22 protein-coding genes and 1 riboswitch are annotated in these 20,467 nt (G+C 68.6%); of the genes, 17 read left to right on the top strand and 5 right to left on the bottom strand.

Features of this window, described 5'->3' with window-relative positions:
• The first annotated feature begins 35 nt into the window (after positions 1-35).
• The 9 genes from VAPA_RS09640 to arsC all read left to right on the top strand — a co-directional run bounded on the left by VAPA_RS09640 (position 36) and on the right by arsC (position 9,066).
• Positions 36-815: an ABC transporter ATP-binding protein gene (locus VAPA_RS09640; protein WP_021006576.1), complete on the top strand. Its 780-nt coding sequence runs from the start codon at positions 36-38 to the stop codon at positions 813-815.
• A 9-nt stretch (positions 816-824) separates the two neighbouring features.
• The gene (locus VAPA_RS09635) at positions 825-2,255 is read left to right on the top strand and encodes an enolase C-terminal domain-like protein (protein WP_021006575.1); all 1,431 of its coding nucleotides are present in this window, start codon (positions 825-827) and stop codon (positions 2,253-2,255) included.
• A 46-nt stretch (positions 2,256-2,301) separates the two neighbouring features.
• Positions 2,302-3,465, top strand: coding sequence for a Gfo/Idh/MocA family protein (locus tag VAPA_RS09630; RefSeq protein ID WP_021006574.1), 1,164 nt, complete (start codon positions 2,302-2,304; stop codon positions 3,463-3,465).
• A gap of 10 nt (positions 3,466-3,475) precedes the next feature.
• Positions 3,476-4,663 carry a dihydrodipicolinate synthase family protein gene (locus tag VAPA_RS09625; protein WP_021006573.1) on the top strand — a complete coding sequence of 396 codons (1,188 nt, stop codon included), beginning with the start codon at positions 3,476-3,478 and terminating at the stop codon, positions 4,661-4,663.
• Positions 4,664-4,751: 88 nt separating this feature from the next.
• Positions 4,752-5,630, top strand: a complete 879-nt coding sequence (locus tag VAPA_RS09620) for a sugar phosphate isomerase/epimerase family protein (RefSeq protein ID WP_021006572.1) — start codon at positions 4,752-4,754, stop codon at positions 5,628-5,630.
• Between the two features lie 327 nt (positions 5,631-5,957).
• On the top strand, positions 5,958-7,049 hold the full coding sequence (locus tag VAPA_RS09615; RefSeq protein WP_021006571.1) for a DNA glycosylase AlkZ-like family protein: 1,092 nt from the start codon (positions 5,958-5,960) through the stop codon (positions 7,047-7,049).
• 115 nt (positions 7,050-7,164) lie between these two features.
• A riboswitch (FMN riboswitch) is annotated at positions 7,165-7,334 on the top strand.
• A 97-nt stretch (positions 7,335-7,431) separates the two neighbouring features.
• A complete protein-coding gene (locus VAPA_RS09610; protein ID WP_021006570.1) occupies positions 7,432-7,947 on the top strand; it encodes a 6,7-dimethyl-8-ribityllumazine synthase in 516 nt (171 codons plus the stop codon).
• A 32-nt stretch (positions 7,948-7,979) separates the two neighbouring features.
• Positions 7,980-8,669: a glutathione S-transferase family protein gene (locus VAPA_RS09605; protein ID WP_021006569.1), complete on the top strand. Its 690-nt coding sequence runs from the start codon at positions 7,980-7,982 to the stop codon at positions 8,667-8,669.
• 13 nt (positions 8,670-8,682) lie between these two features.
• Entirely contained in the window at positions 8,683-9,066 is a 384-nt protein-coding gene (arsC, locus tag VAPA_RS09600) for an arsenate reductase (glutaredoxin) (protein WP_041946062.1), read from the top strand.
• Between the two features lie 18 nt (positions 9,067-9,084).
• On the opposite strand, the gene VAPA_RS09595 is transcribed toward arsC, so the two are convergent.
• The gene (locus VAPA_RS09595) at positions 9,085-10,338 is read right to left on the bottom strand and encodes an MFS transporter (protein WP_021006567.1); all 1,254 of its coding nucleotides are present in this window, start codon (positions 10,336-10,338) and stop codon (positions 9,085-9,087) included.
• 88 nt (positions 10,339-10,426) lie between these two features.
• Here VAPA_RS09595 and VAPA_RS09590 point away from each other — a divergent pair, with 88 nt between their 5' ends.
• From VAPA_RS09590 to VAPA_RS09560, 7 genes are all read left to right on the top strand, one after another.
• The gene (locus tag VAPA_RS09590) at positions 10,427-11,269 is read left to right on the top strand and encodes an AraC family transcriptional regulator (protein ID WP_021006566.1); all 843 of its coding nucleotides are present in this window, start codon (positions 10,427-10,429) and stop codon (positions 11,267-11,269) included.
• Between the two features lie 76 nt (positions 11,270-11,345).
• Positions 11,346-12,062 carry a phosphatase PAP2 family protein gene (locus tag VAPA_RS09585; protein WP_021006565.1) on the top strand — a complete coding sequence of 239 codons (717 nt, stop codon included), beginning with the start codon at positions 11,346-11,348 and terminating at the stop codon, positions 12,060-12,062.
• Between the two features lie 93 nt (positions 12,063-12,155).
• A complete protein-coding gene (locus VAPA_RS09580) occupies positions 12,156-12,398 on the top strand; it encodes an acyl carrier protein (RefSeq protein WP_012746984.1) in 243 nt (80 codons plus the stop codon).
• The gene (locus VAPA_RS09575) at positions 12,395-13,603 is read left to right on the top strand and encodes a beta-ketoacyl-[acyl-carrier-protein] synthase family protein (RefSeq protein WP_021006564.1); all 1,209 of its coding nucleotides are present in this window, start codon (positions 12,395-12,397) and stop codon (positions 13,601-13,603) included. The genes VAPA_RS09580 and VAPA_RS09575 overlap by 4 nt, the downstream gene beginning before the upstream one ends.
• A gap of 71 nt (positions 13,604-13,674) precedes the next feature.
• Positions 13,675-14,097 carry a DUF2501 domain-containing protein gene (locus VAPA_RS09570; RefSeq protein ID WP_021006563.1) on the top strand — a complete coding sequence of 141 codons (423 nt, stop codon included), beginning with the start codon at positions 13,675-13,677 and terminating at the stop codon, positions 14,095-14,097.
• A 122-nt stretch (positions 14,098-14,219) separates the two neighbouring features.
• Positions 14,220-15,959 carry a SulP family inorganic anion transporter gene (locus VAPA_RS09565; RefSeq protein WP_021006562.1) on the top strand — a complete coding sequence of 580 codons (1,740 nt, stop codon included), beginning with the start codon at positions 14,220-14,222 and terminating at the stop codon, positions 15,957-15,959.
• Between the two features lie 23 nt (positions 15,960-15,982).
• Positions 15,983-16,867 carry a LysR family transcriptional regulator gene (locus VAPA_RS09560; RefSeq protein WP_021006561.1) on the top strand — a complete coding sequence of 295 codons (885 nt, stop codon included), beginning with the start codon at positions 15,983-15,985 and terminating at the stop codon, positions 16,865-16,867.
• A gap of 6 nt (positions 16,868-16,873) precedes the next feature.
• On the opposite strand, the gene VAPA_RS09555 is transcribed toward VAPA_RS09560, so the two are convergent.
• The gene (locus VAPA_RS09555; protein ID WP_021006560.1) at positions 16,874-17,443 is read right to left on the bottom strand and encodes a DUF3299 domain-containing protein; all 570 of its coding nucleotides are present in this window, start codon (positions 17,441-17,443) and stop codon (positions 16,874-16,876) included.
• A gap of 113 nt (positions 17,444-17,556) precedes the next feature.
• Here VAPA_RS09555 and VAPA_RS09550 point away from each other — a divergent pair, with 113 nt between their 5' ends.
• On the top strand, positions 17,557-18,087 hold the full coding sequence (locus VAPA_RS09550; RefSeq protein WP_021006559.1) for a DUF2306 domain-containing protein: 531 nt from the start codon (positions 17,557-17,559) through the stop codon (positions 18,085-18,087).
• On the opposite strand, the gene arfB is transcribed toward VAPA_RS09550, so the two are convergent.
• From arfB to VAPA_RS09535, 3 genes are read right to left on the bottom strand one after another with little or no spacing between them, the layout of a single operon-like run.
• Positions 18,056-18,463, bottom strand: coding sequence for an alternative ribosome rescue aminoacyl-tRNA hydrolase ArfB (gene arfB / locus VAPA_RS09545; protein ID WP_021006558.1), 408 nt, complete (start codon positions 18,461-18,463; stop codon positions 18,056-18,058). The genes VAPA_RS09550 and arfB overlap by 32 nt on opposite strands.
• 16 nt (positions 18,464-18,479) lie before the next feature.
• Complete coding sequence (locus tag VAPA_RS09540) at positions 18,480-19,664, bottom strand: acetyl-CoA C-acyltransferase family protein (protein WP_021006557.1); 1,185 nt, start codon at positions 19,662-19,664, stop codon at positions 18,480-18,482.
• A gap of 43 nt (positions 19,665-19,707) precedes the next feature.
• Entirely contained in the window at positions 19,708-20,391 is a 684-nt protein-coding gene (locus VAPA_RS09535) for a TetR/AcrR family transcriptional regulator (RefSeq protein WP_021006556.1), read from the bottom strand.
• Between the last annotated feature and the right edge of the window lie 76 nt (positions 20,392-20,467).

Here is a 20,467-nt window from a genome sequence, read left to right as displayed (position 1 = left end):
CGCGCGCTCGCATCCCGTCACCCCTCACGCACTCCATGTCCCAAGTCAACCTGATCGAAGCGCGCGGCGTCTCGAAAACGTACCAAAGCAAGGACGGCCCGGTCGAGTCGCTGAAGCCGCTCGACTTCGCCATCCGGGAGGGCGAGTTCGTCTCCGTCGTCGGCCCTTCGGGCTGCGGCAAGAGCACGCTGCTCAAGATGGTGGCGGGCCTGCTGCCGATCAGCGGCGGCGAACTCACGCTGGCCGGCAAGCCGATCAAGGGCCCGCAGAAGGACGTGGGCATCGTGTTCCAGAGCGCGGTGCTGCTGCCCTGGCGCAGCGTGGAAGACAACATCCTGCTGCAGGCCGAGATGCGCCACCTGCCCAAGGCTGCCTCCCAGGCCCGGGCGCGCGAATTGATGGAGATGGCGGGTCTCAAGGGCTTCGAGGGCAAGTACCCGTGGCAGCTCTCGGGCGGCATGCAGCAACGCGCGTCGATCTGCCGCGCACTGCTGCACGACCCGTCGGTGCTGCTGATGGACGAGCCCTTTGGCGCACTCGACGCGATGACGCGCGAGAAGATGAATCTCGAGCTGCAGCGCATCTGGATGGCGTCGAGGAAGACCGTGATGCTGATCACCCACAGCATTCCCGAAGCCATCTTTCTCTCGGACCGCGTGATCGTGATGAGCGAGCGTCCCGGTTCGATTGCCGCCGTCTACGACATCGATCTGCCGCGCCCGCGCACGCTCGACATGATGGCCTCGGCCGAGTTCGGCGCGTACACGAAGGTCGTGCGCGCACATTTCTTCTCGCAGGGCATCCTGGACCACTGATTGCGAGCCATGGACGCGCCCCGTTTCCATATCGAAGAGATCCGGTTTGCCGAGCGCGACGTGGCGCTGAGGCTGCCGTTCCGCTTCGGCGCCGCCACCGTCACGGCCTGCCCGCAGGTCTATGCGAAGGCCCGCATTCGCTTCCCCGACGGCCGCACGGCCGAGGGCTGCGCCGCCGAGATGATGGTGCCCAAGTGGTTCGACAAGAACCCGGTGCTCACCAACGAACAGAACTTCGAGCAGCTGCGCTTTGCGCTGCGCGATGCACGCGACGCCTATGCGGCCGAAGACGATGCACAAACCGCGTGGACGCACTTCGCGTCGAACTATGCCGCACTGCAGGCCAGTGCCCGGGCCAGGGGCCTGCAGGCACTGGTGGCGAGCTACGGCCCCGCCCTGATCGACCGCGCCCTGCTCGACGCGCTGTGCCTGCACACGGGTGCCAGCTTCGCCTCGGCGATGAGCGCCAATCTGTGCGGCATCGACATCGCAGGCAGCGGGCTGGCCGATGACCTCGCCGACTTCGACATGCCCGGCTTCCTGGCCTGCCAGTCGCCGCGCGCAAGCATCGCGGCGCGCCACACGGTCGGCCTGGCCGACGCCATCGACGACAGCGATGCGCTACCCGACGCGCCCACGGACGGACTGCCCACCACACTTGCCGCGGCAGTGCACCGCTACGGCCTCACGCATTTCAAGCTCAAGCTCTGCGGCAACACCGCGCAGGACATCGATCGCCTCGAACGCATCGCCCGCGTGATCGACGGCCACGCGCAACTCGTGACGCTCGACGGCAACGAGCAGTACGCCGACGCGGACGCCTTCGGTGTCTTTCTCGACCGCATGCTGTCGACGCCCATGCTGTGGAAGCTCGCGCAGAAGACGGTCTTCGTCGAACAGCCGATCCGCCGCGATGCCGCCTTGGCGCGCAGCGTGTCGGCGCTGGGCAAGCGCATCCCGCTGCTGATCGACGAATCCGACGCCACGCTGGACGCCTTCGTACAGGCCCGCACGCTCGGCTACACGGGCGTATCGAGCAAGAGCTGCAAGGGCTTCTACAAGTCGGTCGTCAACGCGGCGCGCTGCGCACACTGGAACGCTGCGGAAGGCACCGCGCGCCATTTCCTCTCCGGCGAAGACCTGACCATGCAGGCCGGCATCGGCGTCCAGCAGGACCTCGCGCTCGTCGGCTGGCTCGGCCTCTCGCACGTCGAACGCAACGGACACCACTACGTCAACGGCCTCGCGGCCGTGCCCGAGGCGGAGCAGCGGGCCTTGCTGAAGCTGCACCCCGGTCTCTACGAACTGAGCGACGGCGCCGTGCGCCTCGCCATCCGCGGCGGACAGCTCGATCTGTCGTCGCTCGCCACCGCGCCCGGCTTTGCCACCGGCAAGCCCGGCGCCGGCATCTCGTGGGACGCCATGCGTTCCGTCTACTGAAGCACCCTTCTCTCTGACTCTCTCTCGCATCCCAAGGAAGAAAACGATGGCCACCCAACGTCTAGGAATCATCATGCACGGCGTCACCGGACGCATGGGCATGAACCAGCATCTGATCCGCTCCATCTGCGCGATCCGCGCCCAAGGCGGCGTGACGCTGTCGAACGGCGACATGGTCATGCCCGACCCGATCCTCGTCGGCCGCAACGCCGAGAAGATGGAAGCACTCGCGAAGAAGCACGGCATCGCGCGCTGGGGCACCGACCTCGACGCCGCACTCGCGAACCCCGACGACACGATCTTCTTCGACGCCGGCACCACGCAGATGCGCCCCACGCTGCTGGCCAAGGCCATCCGCGCCGGCAAGCACGTCTACTGCGAGAAGCCGATCGCCACCAACCTGAACGAAGCGGTGGAGATCGCGCGCCTGGCCGAAAGCTCCGGCCTGAAACACGGCGCCGTGCAGGACAAGCTCTTCCTGCCGGGCCTGCGCAAGCTCGACATGCTGCGCCGCGCCGGCTTCTTCGGCCGCATGCTCAGCGTGCGCCTGGAGTTCGGCTACTGGGTGTTCGAGGGCGACCTGCAGCCCATCCAGCGCCCGAGCTGGAACTACCGCAAGGAAGACGGCGGCGGCATGATCCTGGACATGATGTGCCACTGGCGCTACGTGCTGGACAACCTGTTCGGCGAAGTGAGGTCGGTCTCGTGCATTGGTGCCACCCACATTCCCAAGCGCTGGGACGAAGCCGGCAAGCCCTACGAGGCCACCGCCGACGACGCGGCCTACGCCACCTGCGAGCTCACCGGCCACAACGGCGAGCCGGTGATCGCGCAGATCAACATGAGCTGGGTCACGCGCGTGCGCCGCGACGACCTCGTGACCTTCCACGTGGACGGCACCGACGGCTCGGCCGTGGCGGGCCTGTCGAGCTGCCGCGCCCAGTCGCGCGTGGCCACGCCGCGCCCGATCTGGAACCCGGACGAGAAGCAGACGATGAACTTCTTCGACCAGTGGCAGGAGATCCCGGATTCGCAGGTCTACGACAACGGCTTCAAGATCCAGTGGGAGCACTTCATTCGCCACGTGGTCGAGAACGAGCCCTACAAGTGGACGCTGCCCGAAGGCGCCAAGGGCGTGCAGCTGGTCGAGGCCGCGCTGGAGTCGTGGAAGGACCGACGCTGGGTCGATGTGCCCGCGCTGAAGGTCTGAGGCAGGCAGCATGGCACTTTCGCTGACCCTTCCCATCGCGAGCGGCTCGCTCGCGCCCTACGCCCTGCGCGGCACCGCGCCGGTGAAGCCCGATGCGGGCGTGAAGTTCAACCGCATCGCCTACTCTGCGGCGCACGTGGTGGCCGACCCGCTCGCGGCGGTCGACCCGTGGCTGCAGTGCGCGGTCGACTGGGACACCACCATCGCCTACCGGCGCCACCTGTTCTCGCTGGGCCTGGGCGTGGCCGAGGCCATGGACACGGCGCAGCGCGGCATGGGCCTGGACTGGCCGACCTCGCTCGAGCTGATCCGCCGCTCGCTCGATGCGGCCAAGGACGTGCCGGGCGCGCTGGTCGCCTCGGGCTGCGGCACCGACCACCTGAACATCGACGAGGTGAGGAGCGTCGACGACGTGATCCGCGGCTATGAAGAGCAGATGGCCGCCATCGAGGCGCTCGGCGGCAAGCTGATCGTGATGGCGAGCCGCGCGCTGGCCCGGGTGGCGAAGAGCCCCGCCGACTACGAGCGCGTGTACGACCGCATCCTGCGCCAGGCGAAGCAGCCCGTGGTGCTGCACTGGCTCGGCGACATGTTCGACCCGGCGCTCGCGGGCTACTGGGGCAGCAAGGAAGTCGATGCAGCCATGGACACGGCGCTCGCCGTCATTGCCGCTCATCCGCACAAGGTCGACGGCATCAAGATCTCGCTGCTCGACAAGGACAAGGAAATCGCGATGCGCCGGCGTCTGCCCAAGGGCGTGCGCATGTACACCGGCGACGACTTCAACTACGCCGAGCTGATCGCCGGCGACAGCTTCGGTAGCGAGCCGACGCATGGCCAGAGCGACGCGCTGCTCGGCATCTTCGACGCCATCGCACCCGCGGCAAGCGCTGCACTGGGCGCATTGGCCCAGGGCGATACCGACAAGTTCCACGCGATCCTCGGCCCCACGGTGCCGCTGTCGCGCCACATCTTTGCGGCGCCCACGCGCTTCTACAAGACCGGCGTGGTGTTCATGGCCTGGCTCAACGGCCACCAGAACCACTTCACGATGGTGGGCGGCCAGCAGAGCACGCGCTCGCTGCAGCACTTCGCCGAGCTGTTCCGCCTGGCCGATGCGGCCAACCTGCTGGAGCAGCCGGAGCTTGCCGTTCAGCGCATGAAGACGCTGCTTGCGCTGCACGGCGTGGAAGGCTAGTCATGCGCCCCCACGCTCATCACTTCGTGTATCGCTGCCCCCCCAGGGGGCGCTCCGTGCCCTTCGGGCGGCCGGGCGGGCACTGACCATGCGCGATTTCTCGCAGAACCACGACTGGCTGTCGATCAACACCGCGACCATCCGCAAGCAGTCGGGCGCCGAGGTGCCGCTGGACCGGATCATCGACCAGTGCGCCGAACGCGGCATCCGCGCGATCAGCCCCTGGCGCGACCAGGTGGCGGCCGTCGGGCTCGACAAGGTCGCAAAGCAGCTGAAGGCGCACGGCATCGGCCTTTCGGGCTACTGCCGCGGCGGCTTCTTTCCGGCGGCCGATGCAGCGGGCCTCCAGGCCGCGCTCGACGACAACCGCCGCGCCATCGACGAAGCCAGAACGCTCGATGCACCCTGCCTCGTGCTGGTGGTCGGCGCCCTGCCCGGCGCGCTGGAGGGCAAGGCCGCCTACAAGGACATCGCCCGTGCACGCGGCGAGGTGCGCGACGGCATCGCCGCATCGCTCGAATACGCGCGCGAAGTCGGCATGCCGCTGGCCATCGAGCCGCTGCACCCGATGCAGGCGGCCGACCGTGCCTGCATCAACACGCTCGAACACGCGCTCGACATCTGCGACGAGCTCGATGCGGGCAAGAGCGGCATGCTGGGCGTGGCGCTCGACATCTATCACGTCTGGTGGGATCCGAAGCTGCAGCAGCAGATCGCGCGCGCCGGCCGCGAGCGCCTGTTGGCCTATCACGTCTGCGACTGGCTCACGCCCACGCGCGACCTGCTGAGCGACCGCGGGATGATGGGCGACGGCGTGGTCGAACTGAAGAAGATCCGCGGCTGGGTCGAGGACGCGGGCTTCGCGGGATTCAGCGAGGTCGAGATCTTCTCGAATCTCGACTGGTGGCAGCGGCCTGGCAGCGAAACACTCGACGTGTGTATCGGGCGGCACAAGCGAGCCGTCTAGCGAAGGCATTCGGGGCGCCTTTGTTCGGGGCGCGTGCACGGGCCACCGGGTACTCCCCTCCGCGAATGTCCCCCGGCTTCGCCTCCTCCTTGATTTCGCTGCGGGGAGCACCCGATGCCCTGTGCACCTGGGCACGCTCTGGGTATACCGCTGATCAACGACTGCTCTTTCCAACGATCACGCCGATGGGGTGCCTTGCGCAGCGAAATCAAGGGGGGAGGCCGAAGGCCGGAGGACATTCGCTTCGCCGCGTACCCCGTCGGCGTGATCGCGCCCTGAACAAGGCGCCCTGAACAGCAGCGCCTCACCTGTGCTGCAATTCGCCCCATGGCTCCCCCGACCCTCGACGACCTGCGCCGTTACGCAATAGCGCGCACCCTCTTCAAGCCGACGACGCTGCCAGGCGCGATCCGCCGGCTCGGCTTCGTGCAGGCCGACCCGATCCGCGCCCCCGCGCGCGCGCAGGACCTCACGCTGCGCCACCGCGTGAAGGACTACCGCGCCGGCGACCTGGAGAGCCGCTACACCCGCCTTGCCATCGAGGAAGACTGCCTCGTCAACTACGGCTTCCTGCCGCGCGAGCATCTGGCGCTGATGCATCCGCGCGAAGCCAAGCGCGCCTGGGATGCCGATACGCGGCGCAAGGCAGCCGACGTGCTGGCCTACGTCCGCGAACACGGCCCGGTGCATCCGCGCCAGGTGGAGCAGCACTTCGCGCACGGCCGCGTCAAGAACTACTGGGGTGGATCGAGCAACGCGACCACGCACCTGCTCGACGGCATGCACTACCGCGGCATGCTGCGCGTGGTGCGGCGCGACAGCGGCACGCGCGTCTACGAAGCCGTGACGCATGTGCCGGCCGACGACAGCCCGGCCGGCCGCGCGCAGCGCGCCGCCGCGCTGATCGACCTGGTCGTGCGCAAATACGCGCCGCTGCCGGCCGCGAGCCTGACGTATCTCGTGCGGCTGCTCGGCTACGGTGCACCGCATCTCTCGTCGCAGACGCAGGCCGCGCTGCGCCTGGCGCGCGACGAACTCGCGAGCTGCCGCATCGACGGCACCACCTGGTACTGGCCCGGCAATGAGAACCCAGCCTCGCGGCGCCATGCGCCCGACGAAGAAGTGCGGCTGCTCGCGCCCTTCGACCCCGTGGTGTGGGACCGCCGCCGCTTCGAGCTGCTGTGGGGCTGGACGTACAAGTTCGAGGCCTACACGCCGGCACCGAAGCGGCAGTTCGGCTACTACGCGCTGCCGATGCTCAGGCACGACCGCGTGATCGGCTGGGCCAACGTCACGGCGCCCGAAGGCCGGGTTCAGCCCGCGTTCGGCTACGTCGACCGCAAGCCCCGCGATGCGTCGTTCCGTGCGGCGCTCGACGACGAACTGCAACGCATGACGCAGTTCCTCGCGAAGCGCTGAGCCGCATCCCGCCTGCGGAGAAAATCCCCGCGCGGCCGAAGGTCTGGCGCGCGGGCGACAACCTCTTCCGCCGGCCGCTCCTAGAATCGCACCGTCGTCCGGCATGCCGGACGGCAAGCGTTCTCAGGGCGGGGCGAAACTCCCCACCGGCGGTAATGGCGGTTTCTTCGAGAGGGGAGCCGCACGAGCCCGCGAGCGCCCAAGGCCTGCAACAGGCGGCGGGGTCAGCAGATTTCGGTGCAATTCCGAAGCCGACGGTCACAGTCCGGATGAAAGAGAGCGCGAAATGCGGGCTGGCCCGCGCGCTTTGCATTGGAGCGCGCGGTCTGCCCCGTGGTTTCGTGCGCCCTGATTCAGGAAACCTGCTTTCAAGAGGCACACCATGAGTCAGATCAACGACCTTCCCCTTTCCGCCGTCAACGCGCCGGGCAACCCGCGCGGCGAGCGCATCGCCTTTGTCGAGGCGCAATGGCATTCCGACATCGTCCACCAGGCACGCGATGCCTTCCTTGCCGAAATGGAGCGGCTCGGCGTGGCACGCGAGCTGATCGACATCTTCGACGTGCCAGGCGCCTTCGAGATTCCGCTGCATGCCAAGCGGCTCGCCAACTCGGGCAAGTACGCGGCCATCGTGGGCTGCGCGCTGGTGGTGGACGGTGGCATCTACCGCCACGAGTTCGTGGCCGGCACCGTCGTCAGCACGCTGATGTCGCTGCAGCTCGAAACCGACGTGCCGATCTTCTCGGCCGTGCTCACGCCGCACCATTTCCACGAGCATGTGGAGCACCGCAAGTACTTCCACCGCCACTTCGCCGTCAAGGGCACCGAGGTGGCCGAGGCCTGCGTGAGGACGCTCGAAGGCCTGAAGAAGGTCGACGCGCTGCTGGCCGCCGCGTGACAACCGGCAGGCTGCTGCAGTAATCTGGGCGGATGGCCTCCGCATCCGCTTCATCTTCAAACGACCGCTACACCCTCTACGGCGCGCCCGGTTCTGGCGCCACGCCCGTCCATGCCGCGCTGACGCTGATCGGCGCGCAGGTCGATGTCGTCGACGTCGCGCCCTGGGAGGGGGAGTCCGAGCGCGAGCGCGTCTCGGGCGTCAACCCGATGCGCCAGGTTCCCGCGCTCGTGCTGCCTTCGGGCGAGGTGATGACCGAGAGCGCGGCCATCCTGATCTGGCTCGGCGACCGCCATCCGGAAGCCGGGCTCTGCCCCGCGCCCGGCGATCCGCTGCGCGCGCGCTACCTGCGCTGGATGGTCTACCTGCCGGCGGCCATCTATTCGCTCTACTGGGTGCGCGACGACCCCACGCGCCTCACGCCCGACCCCGCAGCGCAGGCCGTGATGCTCGAACGCACAGCCGAGCGCATTGCGCACTGCTGGCACCTGATGGACACGCAGATCGACGAACCCGCGCCCTACCTGCTCGGCGAGAGGATCAGCATGCTCGACCTCTACGTGACCGTGATGTCGCGCTGGACGCCGCAGCGCAGGCGTTTCTACCGCGAGGCGCCGCGCATGGCCCGGGTGGTGCGGCGCGTGGATGCCGATCCGCGGCTGGCCGACTTCTGGGCGGCGCGCTTTCCCTTCACGATGGACCAGGAAGCACAGAAAGGCTGACGACGACCACACCATGGCCGCACGCACCCCGACCACCGACTACCCGATGACCATCTTCCACAAGCCCAACTGCAGCACTTCGCGCAACGTGCTGGGCCTGATCCACGAGAGCGGCGTGGAGCCCGAGATCGTCCTGTACCTGGAGACCCCGCCCTCGAAGAAGAAGCTGCGCGAGCTGGCCAAGGCCATGGGCATGGGCGCGCGCGACCTGCTGCGCACGAAGGAAGCGCCCTATGAAGACCTGGCACTGGCCGATCCGAAGTGGACGGACGACCAGCTGTTCGACTTCATCGTCGCGAACCCGATCCTGCTGCAGCGGCCGATCGTCGTCTCGCCGCGCGGCACGCTGATGTGCCGGCCCTGGGCGCGCGTGCGCGAGATCCTGCCCACGGCTTGAGACGAAATCCGCGGGAGATCAGGCCGAGGCCGGCATCAGCGCCGTGCGGCGCACCCGCGTCACGTTGAAGGCGCTGGCAATCAGCACGCCTTGCACCAGCGCAAGGCCGGCGATCACGCTCGTGTACTGGCCATGGTCCATCAAACGGCCGAACACCAGCGGCGCCAGCGCCTGGCCGATGTCGAGGCCCGCATACACCACGCCGTAGACGCGCCCGGTGGCGTTCGGCGGCGTCGAGCGCTTGACCAGCAGGTCGCGCGAGGGCCCCGCGACACCCGACACGAACCCCATGGCGCCGAACAGCACCGGCACCATCACCGGCGGAAACTGCGCAAAGGCCAGCACCAGCGCCAGTGCGGCCGCCACCCCGAAGCCGATGCCCACGATGCGTTCGCAGCGCGACGGATCCGAGGCCAGGAAGCCCCCCGCCACCATGCCGGCCGCGCTCGCCACCATGTAGACCGTGAGGCACACCGCCACCAGCGCCACCGGCACCGCGTGCAGGTGGCCTGCCGCCACCGGCGCGAAGGTCTGCACCACGCTGATCACGACGGCATAGAAGAAAAAGAAGCCGAAGCACATCCACACGGCCGGAATGCGCAGAAAGTCGAACTCGCCGCCGACGGGTGCCGGCTCGCCGTGTCCGGTCGCCTTCTGCACCGTCTTCACGTCGAGCGCCAGCACGCTGCGGTAGGCCCAGAGCACCAGCAGCACCACGATGGCCAGCGCACCGGCCGACGCCAGCGCCGCGCGCCACGAAAAGGCGATGGCAATCGGCACCACGAAGGCCGGCGCCAGCGCCCAGCCCAGGCTGCCGGTGATGCCGTGCACGCTGTAGGCATGGCCGAGCCGCGTCGGCGCCACCTTGCGGTTGAAGAGCGTGTAGTCGACCGGGTGGAACACGCCATTGCCGATGCCGCCCACGACCGCGCACAGCAGCAGCATCCAGTAGCTCTGGGCCAGCGCATAGCCGAAAGCCGCCAGGGCCAGTGCGCCCAGCCCCACGAACAGCACCGGCCGCGGACCCAGCTTGTCGACGATGAAGCCCGAGGCCGCCTGCACGATGCACGAGACCACGAAGAACACCGTCAGCACCGCGCCAAGTTCGGTGTAGCTCACGTTGAACGCGTCTTTGAGCCAGGGGAACAGCGGCGCCAGGATCAGCTGGCTGAAGTGGCTGATGGCGTGGGCCAGGCCGACCAGGCCAATGAGCTGGGCGTCGCCGCGCAGGCTGGTGGAAGGGGTGGCTGTCGGGAAGGAAGAGGAAGACATGGATTGCTACAAAAAACCGCGCAGGCACCGATGCTATGCCCGCTCGCCGCGGCAGAATGGCGATACAGCGACAACATTTGTCGAAACCATGCCAAGCGCCGTTTCACTCCCCTCCCCGGTCACCAGCGTCGCCTCGCTCACGCCGCACCTCTACGCACCCGACGCGGTCCGGCCGCTGCGCGCCAAGGAACATTTCCTGAGCGCCGACACCTTCGTCGAGCTGCACCAGCACCCGTGGCCGCAGCTCACTTTCTCGACCCGCGGCGTGATCCGGCTCAGCACGCAGGACGGCAGCTACATCGTGCCGCCCTCGCGCGCGGTCTGGGTGCCGGCCAACATGCCGCACAGCATCATGCTGATCGAAGACGCCGAGCTGCGCACCGTGTACCTCCATGCCTGGCTTGGTCCGCCGTGGGAAAAGTGCGAGGTGCTCGAGATCAGCCCGTTGCTGCGCGCGCTGATGCTCGCGCTCGACACCACGCCCGACGGCCTGCCGCCCACCGATCCGCACGCACCGCAGCGCGAACGCATGATCGCCCCGCTCTTGGTCGACGAACTCGAACGCGCCACGCAGATCCGCATCGACGTGCCGCTGCCCACCGACAAGCGGCTGCGCCAGCTGTGCGAGACGCTGCTGCGCAACCCGGCCGACCGCGCCACGCTGGCCGAGCGCGCTGCCGCCATCGGTGCCAGCGAGCGCACCGTGGCGCGGCTGTTCCGCGACCAGCTCGGCATGAGCTGGCAGCAGTGGCGGCAGCAGGCCGTGATGGCGCATGCGCTGCCGCTGCTGGCGCGCGGCATGGCCGTGAGCCAGGTGGCGGCCGCCAGCGGCTATGCCACCGACAGCGCGTTCTGCGCCATGTTCAAGGCCGCCACCGGGCGCTCGCCGACGTCCTTCCAGCACAGGAAGCGGTCCGCCGCACTCGCCTGAATTGCGTCATGCGGTCACGGCGCTCTGGCAAGATCGGCCGGCCGACGAAAACCACGGACACCCGACCGACCTGCACATGGCGCCCCTTCCGCGAACGCACAGCCCCCAGACCTGGACCGCAGACATCGGCGTGCGCGTTCGCCGCCTCTTCTGGCTCAAGGCGATCGGGACCACGGTCTTCACCTGGCTCTTCTTCATCGGCTACTTCCACATGCTGCGCAACCCGGCCTACCCGGTCGTGGTGATGCCGCTCACGGCGCTGGACCACCTGATCCCGTTCCAGCCCTACGCGCTGGGCGCCTACCTCTCGCTGTGGGTCTACGTGGGCGTCGCTCCCGGCCTGCAGCTGAGCTTTCGCGAGCTGGTGGTCTACGGGCTGTGGATCGGCGCTCTGTGCCTGACCGGCCTGGGCCTCTTCTACTTCTGGCCGACGCAGATACCGCCGCTGGCCATCGACGTGTCGGGCTATCCCGGCTTTGCGATGCTGCAGGGCGTGGATGCCGCGGGCAACGCCTGCCCCTCGATGCACGTGGCCGTGGCCATCTTCACGGCCATCCGGCTGGACCACGTGCTGCGCGAGGCGCGCACGCCGGTCTTTCTGCGCCTTGCCAACTGGCTGTGGTTTGCCGCCATCGCGTACTCGACGCTGGCCGTCAAGCAGCACGTGGTGCTCGACGCGCTGGCCGGCGCGCTGCTGGGAATGGCCTTCGCACTGCCTTCGCTGCGCTGGCGTCCGGAGGGCAGACGCCAAGGCAGTACCCTGGTGGGAGCGGATATCATTGGCCATCACTGACCCACAAGCCGAGCGAGGAAGGGGTCGATCCCACGCAGCGCCCCGGGGGCGGCGATCGATCAGCGGCTGGCACACGACAACAGGCATCGCACGATGAGTTCGCTGAAGGAATTGCAGGACCTGATCCACGAGAAGTACGGTATCGAACCGTCGAAACTCGACCCCAACGCATCGATGCGCGAAACCGGCGGGCTCGACTCGCTGGCATTGGCCGAGTTCCTGTTTGCCATCGAAGACCACTTCGGCATCACCATGCCCGACGAAGACGCCAACATCGACACCCTGAACGAACTGGCGGTGCTGGTCGACAAGGTCAGGGCCGCGAAGACAGCGTGAAGCACGAGGTCTGCGTCACCGGACTGGGCGTCGTGGCGCCGCACGGCGACGAGCCCGGCGCGCTGTTCCAGGCCCTGCTCGACGGCCGATCGGCCATCCGGCCGGTCTTTCCCGAGCTGCCCAAGCCCGCCGCCGCAGCCATGGCGGCCTTCGACGAAACACGCTGGTTCACCAAGCTGCAGCTCGCCGGCGTCGACCGCGTGAGCCAGCTCGCGGTGGCCGCCGCCGACCTCGCGCTGCGCGATGCGGGCCTTGCCGCGAACGATGCCGATCCCGAACGCGTGGGCGTCTATGCCGGCTGCGGCATGGGCGGCGCCGCGGCGCTGGAGGCCGCCTACCGCGGCAACGGGCGGGTGTCGCCGCTCACGATTCCCGCCTTCATGCCCAACGCGCCCGCCGCCCACGTGGCCATGCGCCAGGGCGTGCAGGGACCGGTGCTGACCTATTCGGTCGCCTGCGCCTCGTCGTCGGTGGCCATTGCCGAAGCCGCCAAGGCCATCCGGCGCGGCGAAGTCGACATGGCCATTGCCGGCGGCAGCGAAGCGCTGATCGTGCCGGGCGTGGTGCTGGCCTGGCAGGCCATGCAGACCCTGGCCACCTTCCAGCCCGGCGAGGCGGCCGGCGCGGTGCGGCCCTTTGCCACCGACCGCAGCGGCTTCGCGCTGGGCGAAGGCGCGGCCTTCCTGGTGCTCGAATCCGCCGAGCGCGCGCGCGGCCGCGGCGCCCGCAGCTATGCCACGCTGGCCGGCTGGGGCCTGAGCAGCGATGCCACCCATCTCACCAAGCCGGATGCTCCGGGCCAGGCGCGCGCGCTGCGCCAGGCCCTGCGGCAGGCCGGCCTCGCGCCGCGCGACGTGGGCTACTGCAACGCGCACGGCACGGCCACGCGCATCGGCGACGTGGTCGAGCGCAACGCACTGGCCGATGTGTGGGGTGCCGATCTCGACAGCCTGCGCGTCAGTTCCACCAAGGCCCTGCACGGCCACATGCTCGGGGCCGCGGGCGCCATCGAGGCGCTGGTCACGGTATTTGCGCTGCACCACCGCCAGTTGCCGCCGAATGCGAACTGCAGCGAAGTCGATCCGGCCTGCAGCCTGAACCTCGTGACGCAGCACGACACGAGTGCGCCAACCATCGAAGCGGCCATGAGCAACTCCTTCGCATTCGGCGGAACGAATTCCGTGCTGCTCTTCCGCCGCTCGTGAAACCGGGGTTCCGTCGGGGGTATGCTGACGATGGAATCTTCATTCACCTCTACAGACGGGAGTTCGTCATCATGCGTTTTCGCACCGCACTGATTTCCATCGCGCTGGTTGCGGCCAGCGTCTCGGCCTCGGCCCAGTCGGACCTGCTCGGCAAGCTCAAGGACCAGATGGGCTCCTCCGGCAGCGGCTCCGCGCTCGGCGAGAACCTCGGCTTCAAGATGCCCGCGATCGGCTCCAGCACCATGGGCAATGCGGCCGGCGTGCTGCAATACTGCGTCAAGAACAACTACCTCGGCGGCGATGCGGCCTCGGTGAAGGACAAGCTGATGGCCAAGATCACCGGCCAGAAGCAGCAGGAAACCGGCTTCGCGAGCGGCGCCAAGGGGCTGCTCAAGGGCGGCGACGGCAAGACGCTGAACCTCAAGATGCTCTCCTCGAAGGTGAAGGAGAAGGCCTGCGACTACGTCCTCAAGAACGCGAGTTCGCTGGTCTAGGTACCCTCCCCATGCCCGCGGCCCGTCATCGTCATCACTGCTTCCTCGGCATTCCACGACCGGCCGCGTAAGTTACCGCCTGCGGTGGCGCAGGAAAATCGCCAGCAAGCCACCCCCCATCCATGAATCCGGCAGCCACCACCTCCTCCTCTTCCTCCCTGCGCCAGCGCATCGCACGCTGGGTTCCATGTCTTGCATGGCCCCGTCCTTCCGCGGCGCTGCTGCGCAACGAGGCGATGGCGGGCATCACGGTGGCGCTGATGGTCATTCCGCAAGGCGTGGCCTACGCGGCGCTGGCGGGCATGCCGCTGGTCACCGGCGTGTACGCGGCGCTGTTCCCGGCGCTCATCGCGGTGCTCTTCAGCTCGTCGCAGCGGCTGTCGGTCGGGCCCACGGCGCTCACCAGCCTGCTGGTGGGCGCATCGCTCGCGCCGCTGGCCGTGCCCGGCAGCGCCGAATGGGTGGAAATGGCCGTGTGGCTCACGTTGATGTCGGGCACGATCCAGATCGTGCTGGGCGCCGGGCGCTTCGGCTGGCTGCTGCGGCTGGTCAACTCGCCGGTGCTCATCGGCTTCACGCAGGGCGCGGCGGTGCTGATCGCCATTTCGCAGCTGCCGGCGCTGCTCGGCTTCACGGGGCGCACCCTTCCCCAGGTGCTGCAGGGCGGGCCGCCGCCGGATCTGGTCGCCATTGCCTTCGGGCTGGGCAGCATCGCCGTGCTGTGGCTCGGCAAGCGGCTGGTGCCGCGCTTCCCGACCACGATGGCGCTGGTGGCGGGCGCCGCGGCCATCAGCTGGAGCCTCAACTACGCATTGCGCGGCGGGGCCGTGGTGGGCAGCCTGCCCTCGGGCCTGCCCTCCTTCTACTGGCCGGGCCTGCTGCCTTTGCACACGTTCAGCGCGCTGGTGCTGCCGGCACTGATGATCACGCTGGTGAGTTTTCTCGAAACCGCCTCGAGCGCCAAGGTCGACAACGCGCGCGCCGGCACGCTCTGGAACGAGAACCAGGACCTGATCGGCCAGGGCCTGGCCAAGCTGGCCTCGGGTTTCTCGGGCGCCTTTCCCACCAGTTCGTCGTTCTCGCGCTCGGCCATCACGCTGTATGCGGGCGCCCAGACCGGCTGGGCCACGCTGTCCAGCGTGGTGGTGGTGGCCGGTGCGCTGCTGTGGCTGATGCCACTGCTCTATCACGTGCCGCAGGCCGTCCTGGCAGCGGTGGTGGTCACGGCCATTCTGGGGCTGGTCAAGCCGGCGAGTTTCATTGCGCTCTGGCGCGTGTCGCGCATCGAAGCGGGCATTTCCCTCGGAACCTTCGCGCTGACCATTGCCACGGCGCCGAGCATCTACTGGGGCGTGCTGGGCGGCCTGCTCGCGAGCCTGGCGCACTACATGTACCGCCACCTGCATCCGCGCATCATCGAAGTGGGCCTGCACCCCGACGGCAGCCTGCGCGACCGCAACCTCTGGAAGCTGCCGCCGCTGGCGCCGCAGCTCTACGCGCTGCGCATGGATGCCGAGCTGGACTTCGCCTCGGCCTCCACGCTCGAACGCGCGCTCACCGTGGCACTGGCCGAGCGGCCCGAACTCACCGACGTGTGCCTCTTTGCGCAACCCATCAACCGCATCGACATCACGGGTGCCGAAGTGTTCGGCTCGATCCGCCGGATGATGGAGGCCAAGGGCATCCGCCTGCACCTGAGCGGCCTGAAGCTGCCGGCCATGCAGGTGCTGGAGCGCGCCGGCCTGCTCGCACCGGGGCCGATGCTCTTCAGCTACCGTACCGACGGCGAAGCGCTGGCGGCGCTGACGCATCGGGTCGATGCGCCGTCGCTGCCAATGTCCCAGAGCGACGCCGGCAGCTGAACGAACGCCGCAAGCGCTGCGCCATGAAGACCACCATCGAAGAACTGGTCGCGTTCCGCACCGTGGTGGACACCGGCTCGATCACGGCGGCGGCCGAGCAGCTCTCGCAGACGGTGTCGGGCATCAGCCGCGCCCTGAGCCGGCTCGAGCAGAAGCTCGAGACCACGCTGCTGCGGCGGACCACGCGGCGGCTCGAGCTCACCGAGGAAGGCGCGGCCTTCCTGCTGCGCACGCGGGCCATCCTCGACGCCATCGACGACGCGGAAGAGCAGCTTGCCGCGCGGCGCCAGCAGCCCGCCGGGCGCCTGCGCGTGAACGCGGCCTCGCCTTTCATGCTGCATGCCATCGTGCCGCTGGTGCCCGAGTTCCGGCGGCTCTTTCCGCAGATCAGCCTCGAGCTCGACACCGACGACCTGCCCATCGACCTGCTGGAGCGCCGCACCGACATCGCGATCCGCATCGGACCGCTGCGCGACTCCACGCTGCACGCACGCCCGCTCGGCACCCACAGGCTGCGCGTGCTTGCAAGCCCGGGCTATCTGGAAGCGCACGGCAAGCCGCGCAAGGTGGCCGACCTCGCCGGCCATGCGCTGCTGGGTTTCACGCAACCCGAATCGCTCAATCGCTGGCCCTTGCGCGGCGTGCACGGCGACGAGTGGCCCATTGCGCCCACGCTCGCCGCGTCGAGCGGCGAAACGCTGCGCCAGCTGGCGCTGGCCGGCGTGGGCATCGTCTGCCTGTCGGACTTCATGACCGGCGCCGACCGTGCGAGCGGCGCGCTGGTGCAGCTGCTGGCCAGGGAGACGGTCGACGTGCGCCAGCCGGTCAACGCGGTGTACTACCGCAACACGCAGCTGTCGGCGCGGATCACCTCGTTCCTCGATTTCCTCACGCAGCGCATGGCCTGAAGAAGATCAGTGCGCCGCGACAAAAGGCTCGACCGAGGCCGACTTGATCTCGTAGCCGCTCACGCCCATGTCCACCGAGGAGTAGCGCGCCGCCTTCAGCAGCCCGCTCACGCGCACCGTGTCCATCGCATGCAGGCCCTTCACGGTATCGGCCGCGACCACGTGCACGATCTGGTTGGCGGGCGGCGGCGGGGTGTGGATGCAGGCGCCGAAGTACGGCACCAGCAGGAACTCGCGGATGCCGTCCTGCGTGTTGTCGAGCGGAACGACGAAACCCGACAGGCGTGCGGCCGTGCCGTCGAGCGCCACGTTGACCGGCGCGTTGTCCCAGACGGCGCGCATCTCGTCGAGCATCTGGATCGCGCGCGGATCGTTGTCGCGCAGCGCCTCCAGGCTGAGGTTGCGGTAGCGCTGGGTCGGGTCCCAGTTCTTGGGAACGAGCTCGTCCCACTTGAGTTCCTGCACGGCGCCCGCGGACACCGGGCTGCTGTCGGCGGCCGGCCCGCAGCCCGCCAGGGCAGCCACGCCCAGCGCAAGCAGGAAAGCCGGCAAGGCGCGGCGGAAGAAGGCTCTCATGGCTCCTATTGTGCTTGCGGCCCGTGTCCGCCAGCTTAGCGGGGGCTGAACGGTGAAGACAAATTGCCCGTGCCCGGCCAGAATCGCGCCACCACGACTCCGAGGAGGTCCGCATGGCTGCAACAGGATGGCTGGGACTCACGTCCCTTGGCATTGTCCACACGGCGATCAGCCTGATCGCCGTGATCGCGGGGCTGATCGCCCTGTTCCGCTACAGGGAAATCACGCTGCGCACCGGCTGGGGCCGGGCCTTCGTATGGACCACCGTGCTGACCTGCCTGACCGGCTTCGGCATCTTCCAGCACGGCGGCTTCGGCAAGCCGCATGCGCTGGGCATCCTGACGCTCGCGGCGCTGGCCATGGGTGCAGCCGCCGGCCGCGGCGCCTTCTTCGGCCAGGCCTCGCGCTACGTCGAAGCCGTGGCCTTCTCGGCCAGCTTCCTGTTCCACTGGATTCCGGCCTTCACCGAAACCCTGACCCGCCTGCCGCTGGGCGCGCCGCTGCTGCCCAATGCGGATGCGCCCGAACTCAAGGCGATCACCGCGGTGCTCGGCGTGCTGTATCTGGTCGGCGTGACGCTGCAGATCAAGCGGCTGCGCGGCGGCAAGCCGGTCAGTCCCGCACCGGTCCGCGCAGGTTCTTGATCTGCGAGCGCTGGCTCTTGCCTTCGAGCCGGCGCTGCTTCGAACCGTAGGTCGGCTTGGTGGCGCGCCGCACGCGCGGCGGCGTGGCCACGCTGTCGACCACCGCCTGCAGGCGCGCGAGCGCGTCGGCGCGGTTCATCTCCTGCGTGCGGTGCTGCTGCGCCTTGAGCACGAAGACGCCTTCCTGCGTGATGCGGCTGTCGCGCAGCGCGAGCATCCGCTCCTTCACGTCGGCAGGCAGCGAGCTCGCGTGGATGTCGTAGCGCAGGTGCACCGCGCTCGACACCTTGTTGACGTTCTGGCCGCCCGCACCCTGCGCGCGGATGGCGCTGAACTCGACGTCGTCGGGGTCGATCTGAATGGGGGCGCGGAGCATGCCCGCAAGTGTGCCTTCAAACGCGCTCGAAGACGGCGGCAATGCCCTGCCCGCCGCCGATGCACATCGTGACCAGCGCATAGCGCCCGCCGGTGCGGTGCAGCTCGGCAATCGCTTTCGTGGTGATGATCGCGCCGGTCGCGCCCACCGGATGCCCCAGCGAAATGCCCGATCCGTTCGGGTTCACCTTGGCCGGATCGAAACCCAGCTCCTGGATGACCGCACAGGCCTGCGCCGCAAACGCTTCGTTCGACTCGATCACGTCGAAGTCGCCGACCTTCAGGCCCGTGCGCTCCAGCACCTTGCGCGTGGCCGGCACCGGGCCGATGCCCATGTACGCGGGCTCGACGCCGGCGTGCGCATAGCCGACCAGGCGTGCGAGCGGCTTCAGGCCCCGCGCCTTGACGCTCTCGCCGCTGGCGAGCACCACCGCGGCGGCGCCGTCGTTGATGCCCGAGGCATTGCCGGCGGTGACGAGGCCGTCCTTCTTGAACGCCGGCTTCATCTGCGCGAGCGTGTCCACGGTGGTGTCGGCGCGCACGTGCTCGTCGGTGTCGAACAGCACGACGCCCTTGCGCGTCTTCACCTCGACCGGAACGATCTGTGCCTTGAAGCGCCCTGCGGCAATGGCGGCGGCGGCGCGCTGCTGGCTGGTCACGGCCAGTGCGTCCATCTGCTCGCGCGTGATGCCGTAGCGCGCCGCCACGTTCTCGGCCGTGATGCCCATGTGGATCTTCTCCCACGGGTCGTGCAGGATGCCCAGCATGTAGTCGACCAGCACCGCGTCGCCCATGCGCGCGCCGTAGCGCGCCGAGGTGTCGAAGTACGGGCCGCGGCTCATCGACTCCGAGCCGCCGCCGATGGCGATGTCGCAGTCGCCCAGCGCAATGGCCTGCGCCGCCGACACGATGGCCTGCAGGCCCGAGCCGCACAGGCGGTTGACGTTGAAGGCCGGCGTCTCGATCGGGCAGCCCGCATCGATGGCGGCCACGCGGCTGAGGTACGCGTCCTTCACGTCGGTCGGGATCACGTTGCCCATCACCACATGGCCGATGGCATCGGCCGCCACGCCGCTGCGCTCGAGGGCGGCCTTGACGGCGGTGGTGGCCAGTTGCGTGTTGGGCACGTCCTTCAGCGCGCCGCCGAAGGTACCGATGGCGGTGCGGGCGGTGCCGACCACGAAGATGTCGCGTGTTGTCATGGTGTGGATCTCCTGGATTGAAAAAAATGGATCGAGCGGCCGGTCATCGCTTTGCTTTCGCCGCCGCAGGCTTGCGGCGCGCCGCGACGGGGCGATGCAGCACGCCATTCAACAGCAGATCGATGCCCTGGTCGGCGATCTGGTCGGGCGTCAGCTCGCCGTCGGGGCGGTACCACCGGCCGATCCAGCTCAGCGCACCGGCCAGCATGAAGGCGGCCATCTTCGGGTCGCAGGGCGCGAGCGAGCCTTCGGCCACGCCATCCTCGATGAGCCGACGGAACTGCCCGTCGATGCCGGCCTTGAGGCGGCGCAGTTCCTTCTTGAGCGGATCGGGCAGCGGGTCTTCGCCGATGCGGATCACGCACATGCCGAAGTCCTGCGTGACCACGCCCGAATAGATGCGCATGCAGGCCTTGAGCTGGTCGATGGCGCTGCCGCCCGCGGCGCGCACCTCGCCGATGCCGGCCTGCATCAGGTCGAGCGCGGTCTTCACGCACTCCAGCAGGATCTGGTCCTTGCTCTCGACGTAGTAGTAGAGCGTGGGCTTGCTGACGTTGAGCCGCTCGGCAATGTCGTCGAGCGACGTGGCATGGAAGCCGCGCTCGTTGAAAAGCTGCGCCGCCGTCTGGAGCACGGCGTTGCGCTTGACCTCGCGCTGCTGCGCGCGCCTGCCGGCAGGCTCCCACGGAGAAGGAGGAATGGATGGGCTGAGGGCTGGAGGGGCCATGGATTTGTAAGGGCGGGAAAGTCCTGATGCCGCGGCGTGCGGCGAACCGTGACATTACCCGTCAGTAGGAATTTTA

The organism is Variovorax paradoxus B4 (assembly GCF_000463015.1).
In the GTDB taxonomy this organism is placed as follows: domain Bacteria; phylum Pseudomonadota; class Gammaproteobacteria; order Burkholderiales; family Burkholderiaceae_C; genus Variovorax; species Variovorax paradoxus_E.
The sequence above is the reverse complement of the archived record's forward strand: the minus strand, read 5'-3'. Positions and strand labels throughout refer to the sequence as shown.

What these genes read in the sequence shown, in the direction of transcription:
- VAPA_RS09640 (WP_021006576.1), top strand. Translation starts at nt 36, where the DNA reads ATGTCCCAAGTCAACCTGATCGAAGCGCGCGGCGTCTCGAAAACGTAC.
- VAPA_RS09635 (WP_021006575.1), top strand. Translation starts at nt 825, where the DNA reads ATGGACGCGCCCCGTTTCCATATCGAAGAGATCCGGTTTGCCGAGCGC.
- VAPA_RS09630 (WP_021006574.1), top strand. Translation starts at nt 2,302, where the DNA reads ATGGCCACCCAACGTCTAGGAATCATCATGCACGGCGTCACCGGACGC.
- VAPA_RS09625 (WP_021006573.1), top strand. Translation starts at nt 3,476, where the DNA reads ATGGCACTTTCGCTGACCCTTCCCATCGCGAGCGGCTCGCTCGCGCCC.
- VAPA_RS09620 (WP_021006572.1), top strand. Translation starts at nt 4,752, where the DNA reads ATGCGCGATTTCTCGCAGAACCACGACTGGCTGTCGATCAACACCGCG.
- VAPA_RS09615 (WP_021006571.1), top strand. Translation starts at nt 5,958, where the DNA reads ATGGCTCCCCCGACCCTCGACGACCTGCGCCGTTACGCAATAGCGCGC.
- VAPA_RS09610 (WP_021006570.1), top strand. Translation starts at nt 7,432, where the DNA reads ATGAGTCAGATCAACGACCTTCCCCTTTCCGCCGTCAACGCGCCGGGC.
- VAPA_RS09605 (WP_021006569.1), top strand. Translation starts at nt 7,980, where the DNA reads ATGGCCTCCGCATCCGCTTCATCTTCAAACGACCGCTACACCCTCTAC.
- arsC (WP_041946062.1), top strand. Translation starts at nt 8,683, where the DNA reads ATGGCCGCACGCACCCCGACCACCGACTACCCGATGACCATCTTCCAC.
- VAPA_RS09595 (WP_021006567.1), bottom strand. Translation starts at nt 10,338, where the DNA reads ATGTCTTCCTCTTCCTTCCCGACAGCCACCCCTTCCACCAGCCTGCGC.
- VAPA_RS09590 (WP_021006566.1), top strand. Translation starts at nt 10,427, where the DNA reads ATGCCAAGCGCCGTTTCACTCCCCTCCCCGGTCACCAGCGTCGCCTCG.
- VAPA_RS09585 (WP_021006565.1), top strand. Translation starts at nt 11,346, where the DNA reads ATGGCGCCCCTTCCGCGAACGCACAGCCCCCAGACCTGGACCGCAGAC.
- VAPA_RS09580 (WP_012746984.1), top strand. Translation starts at nt 12,156, where the DNA reads ATGAGTTCGCTGAAGGAATTGCAGGACCTGATCCACGAGAAGTACGGT.
- VAPA_RS09570 (WP_021006563.1), top strand. Translation starts at nt 13,675, where the DNA reads ATGCGTTTTCGCACCGCACTGATTTCCATCGCGCTGGTTGCGGCCAGC.
- VAPA_RS09565 (WP_021006562.1), top strand. Translation starts at nt 14,220, where the DNA reads ATGAATCCGGCAGCCACCACCTCCTCCTCTTCCTCCCTGCGCCAGCGC.
- VAPA_RS09560 (WP_021006561.1), top strand. Translation starts at nt 15,983, where the DNA reads ATGAAGACCACCATCGAAGAACTGGTCGCGTTCCGCACCGTGGTGGAC.
- VAPA_RS09555 (WP_021006560.1), bottom strand. Translation starts at nt 17,443, where the DNA reads ATGAGAGCCTTCTTCCGCCGCGCCTTGCCGGCTTTCCTGCTTGCGCTG.
- VAPA_RS09550 (WP_021006559.1), top strand. Translation starts at nt 17,557, where the DNA reads ATGGCTGCAACAGGATGGCTGGGACTCACGTCCCTTGGCATTGTCCAC.
- arfB (WP_021006558.1), bottom strand. Translation starts at nt 18,463, where the DNA reads ATGCTCCGCGCCCCCATTCAGATCGACCCCGACGACGTCGAGTTCAGC.
- VAPA_RS09540 (WP_021006557.1), bottom strand. Translation starts at nt 19,664, where the DNA reads ATGACAACACGCGACATCTTCGTGGTCGGCACCGCCCGCACCGCCATC.
- VAPA_RS09535 (WP_021006556.1), bottom strand. Translation starts at nt 20,391, where the DNA reads ATGGCCCCTCCAGCCCTCAGCCCATCCATTCCTCCTTCTCCGTGGGAG.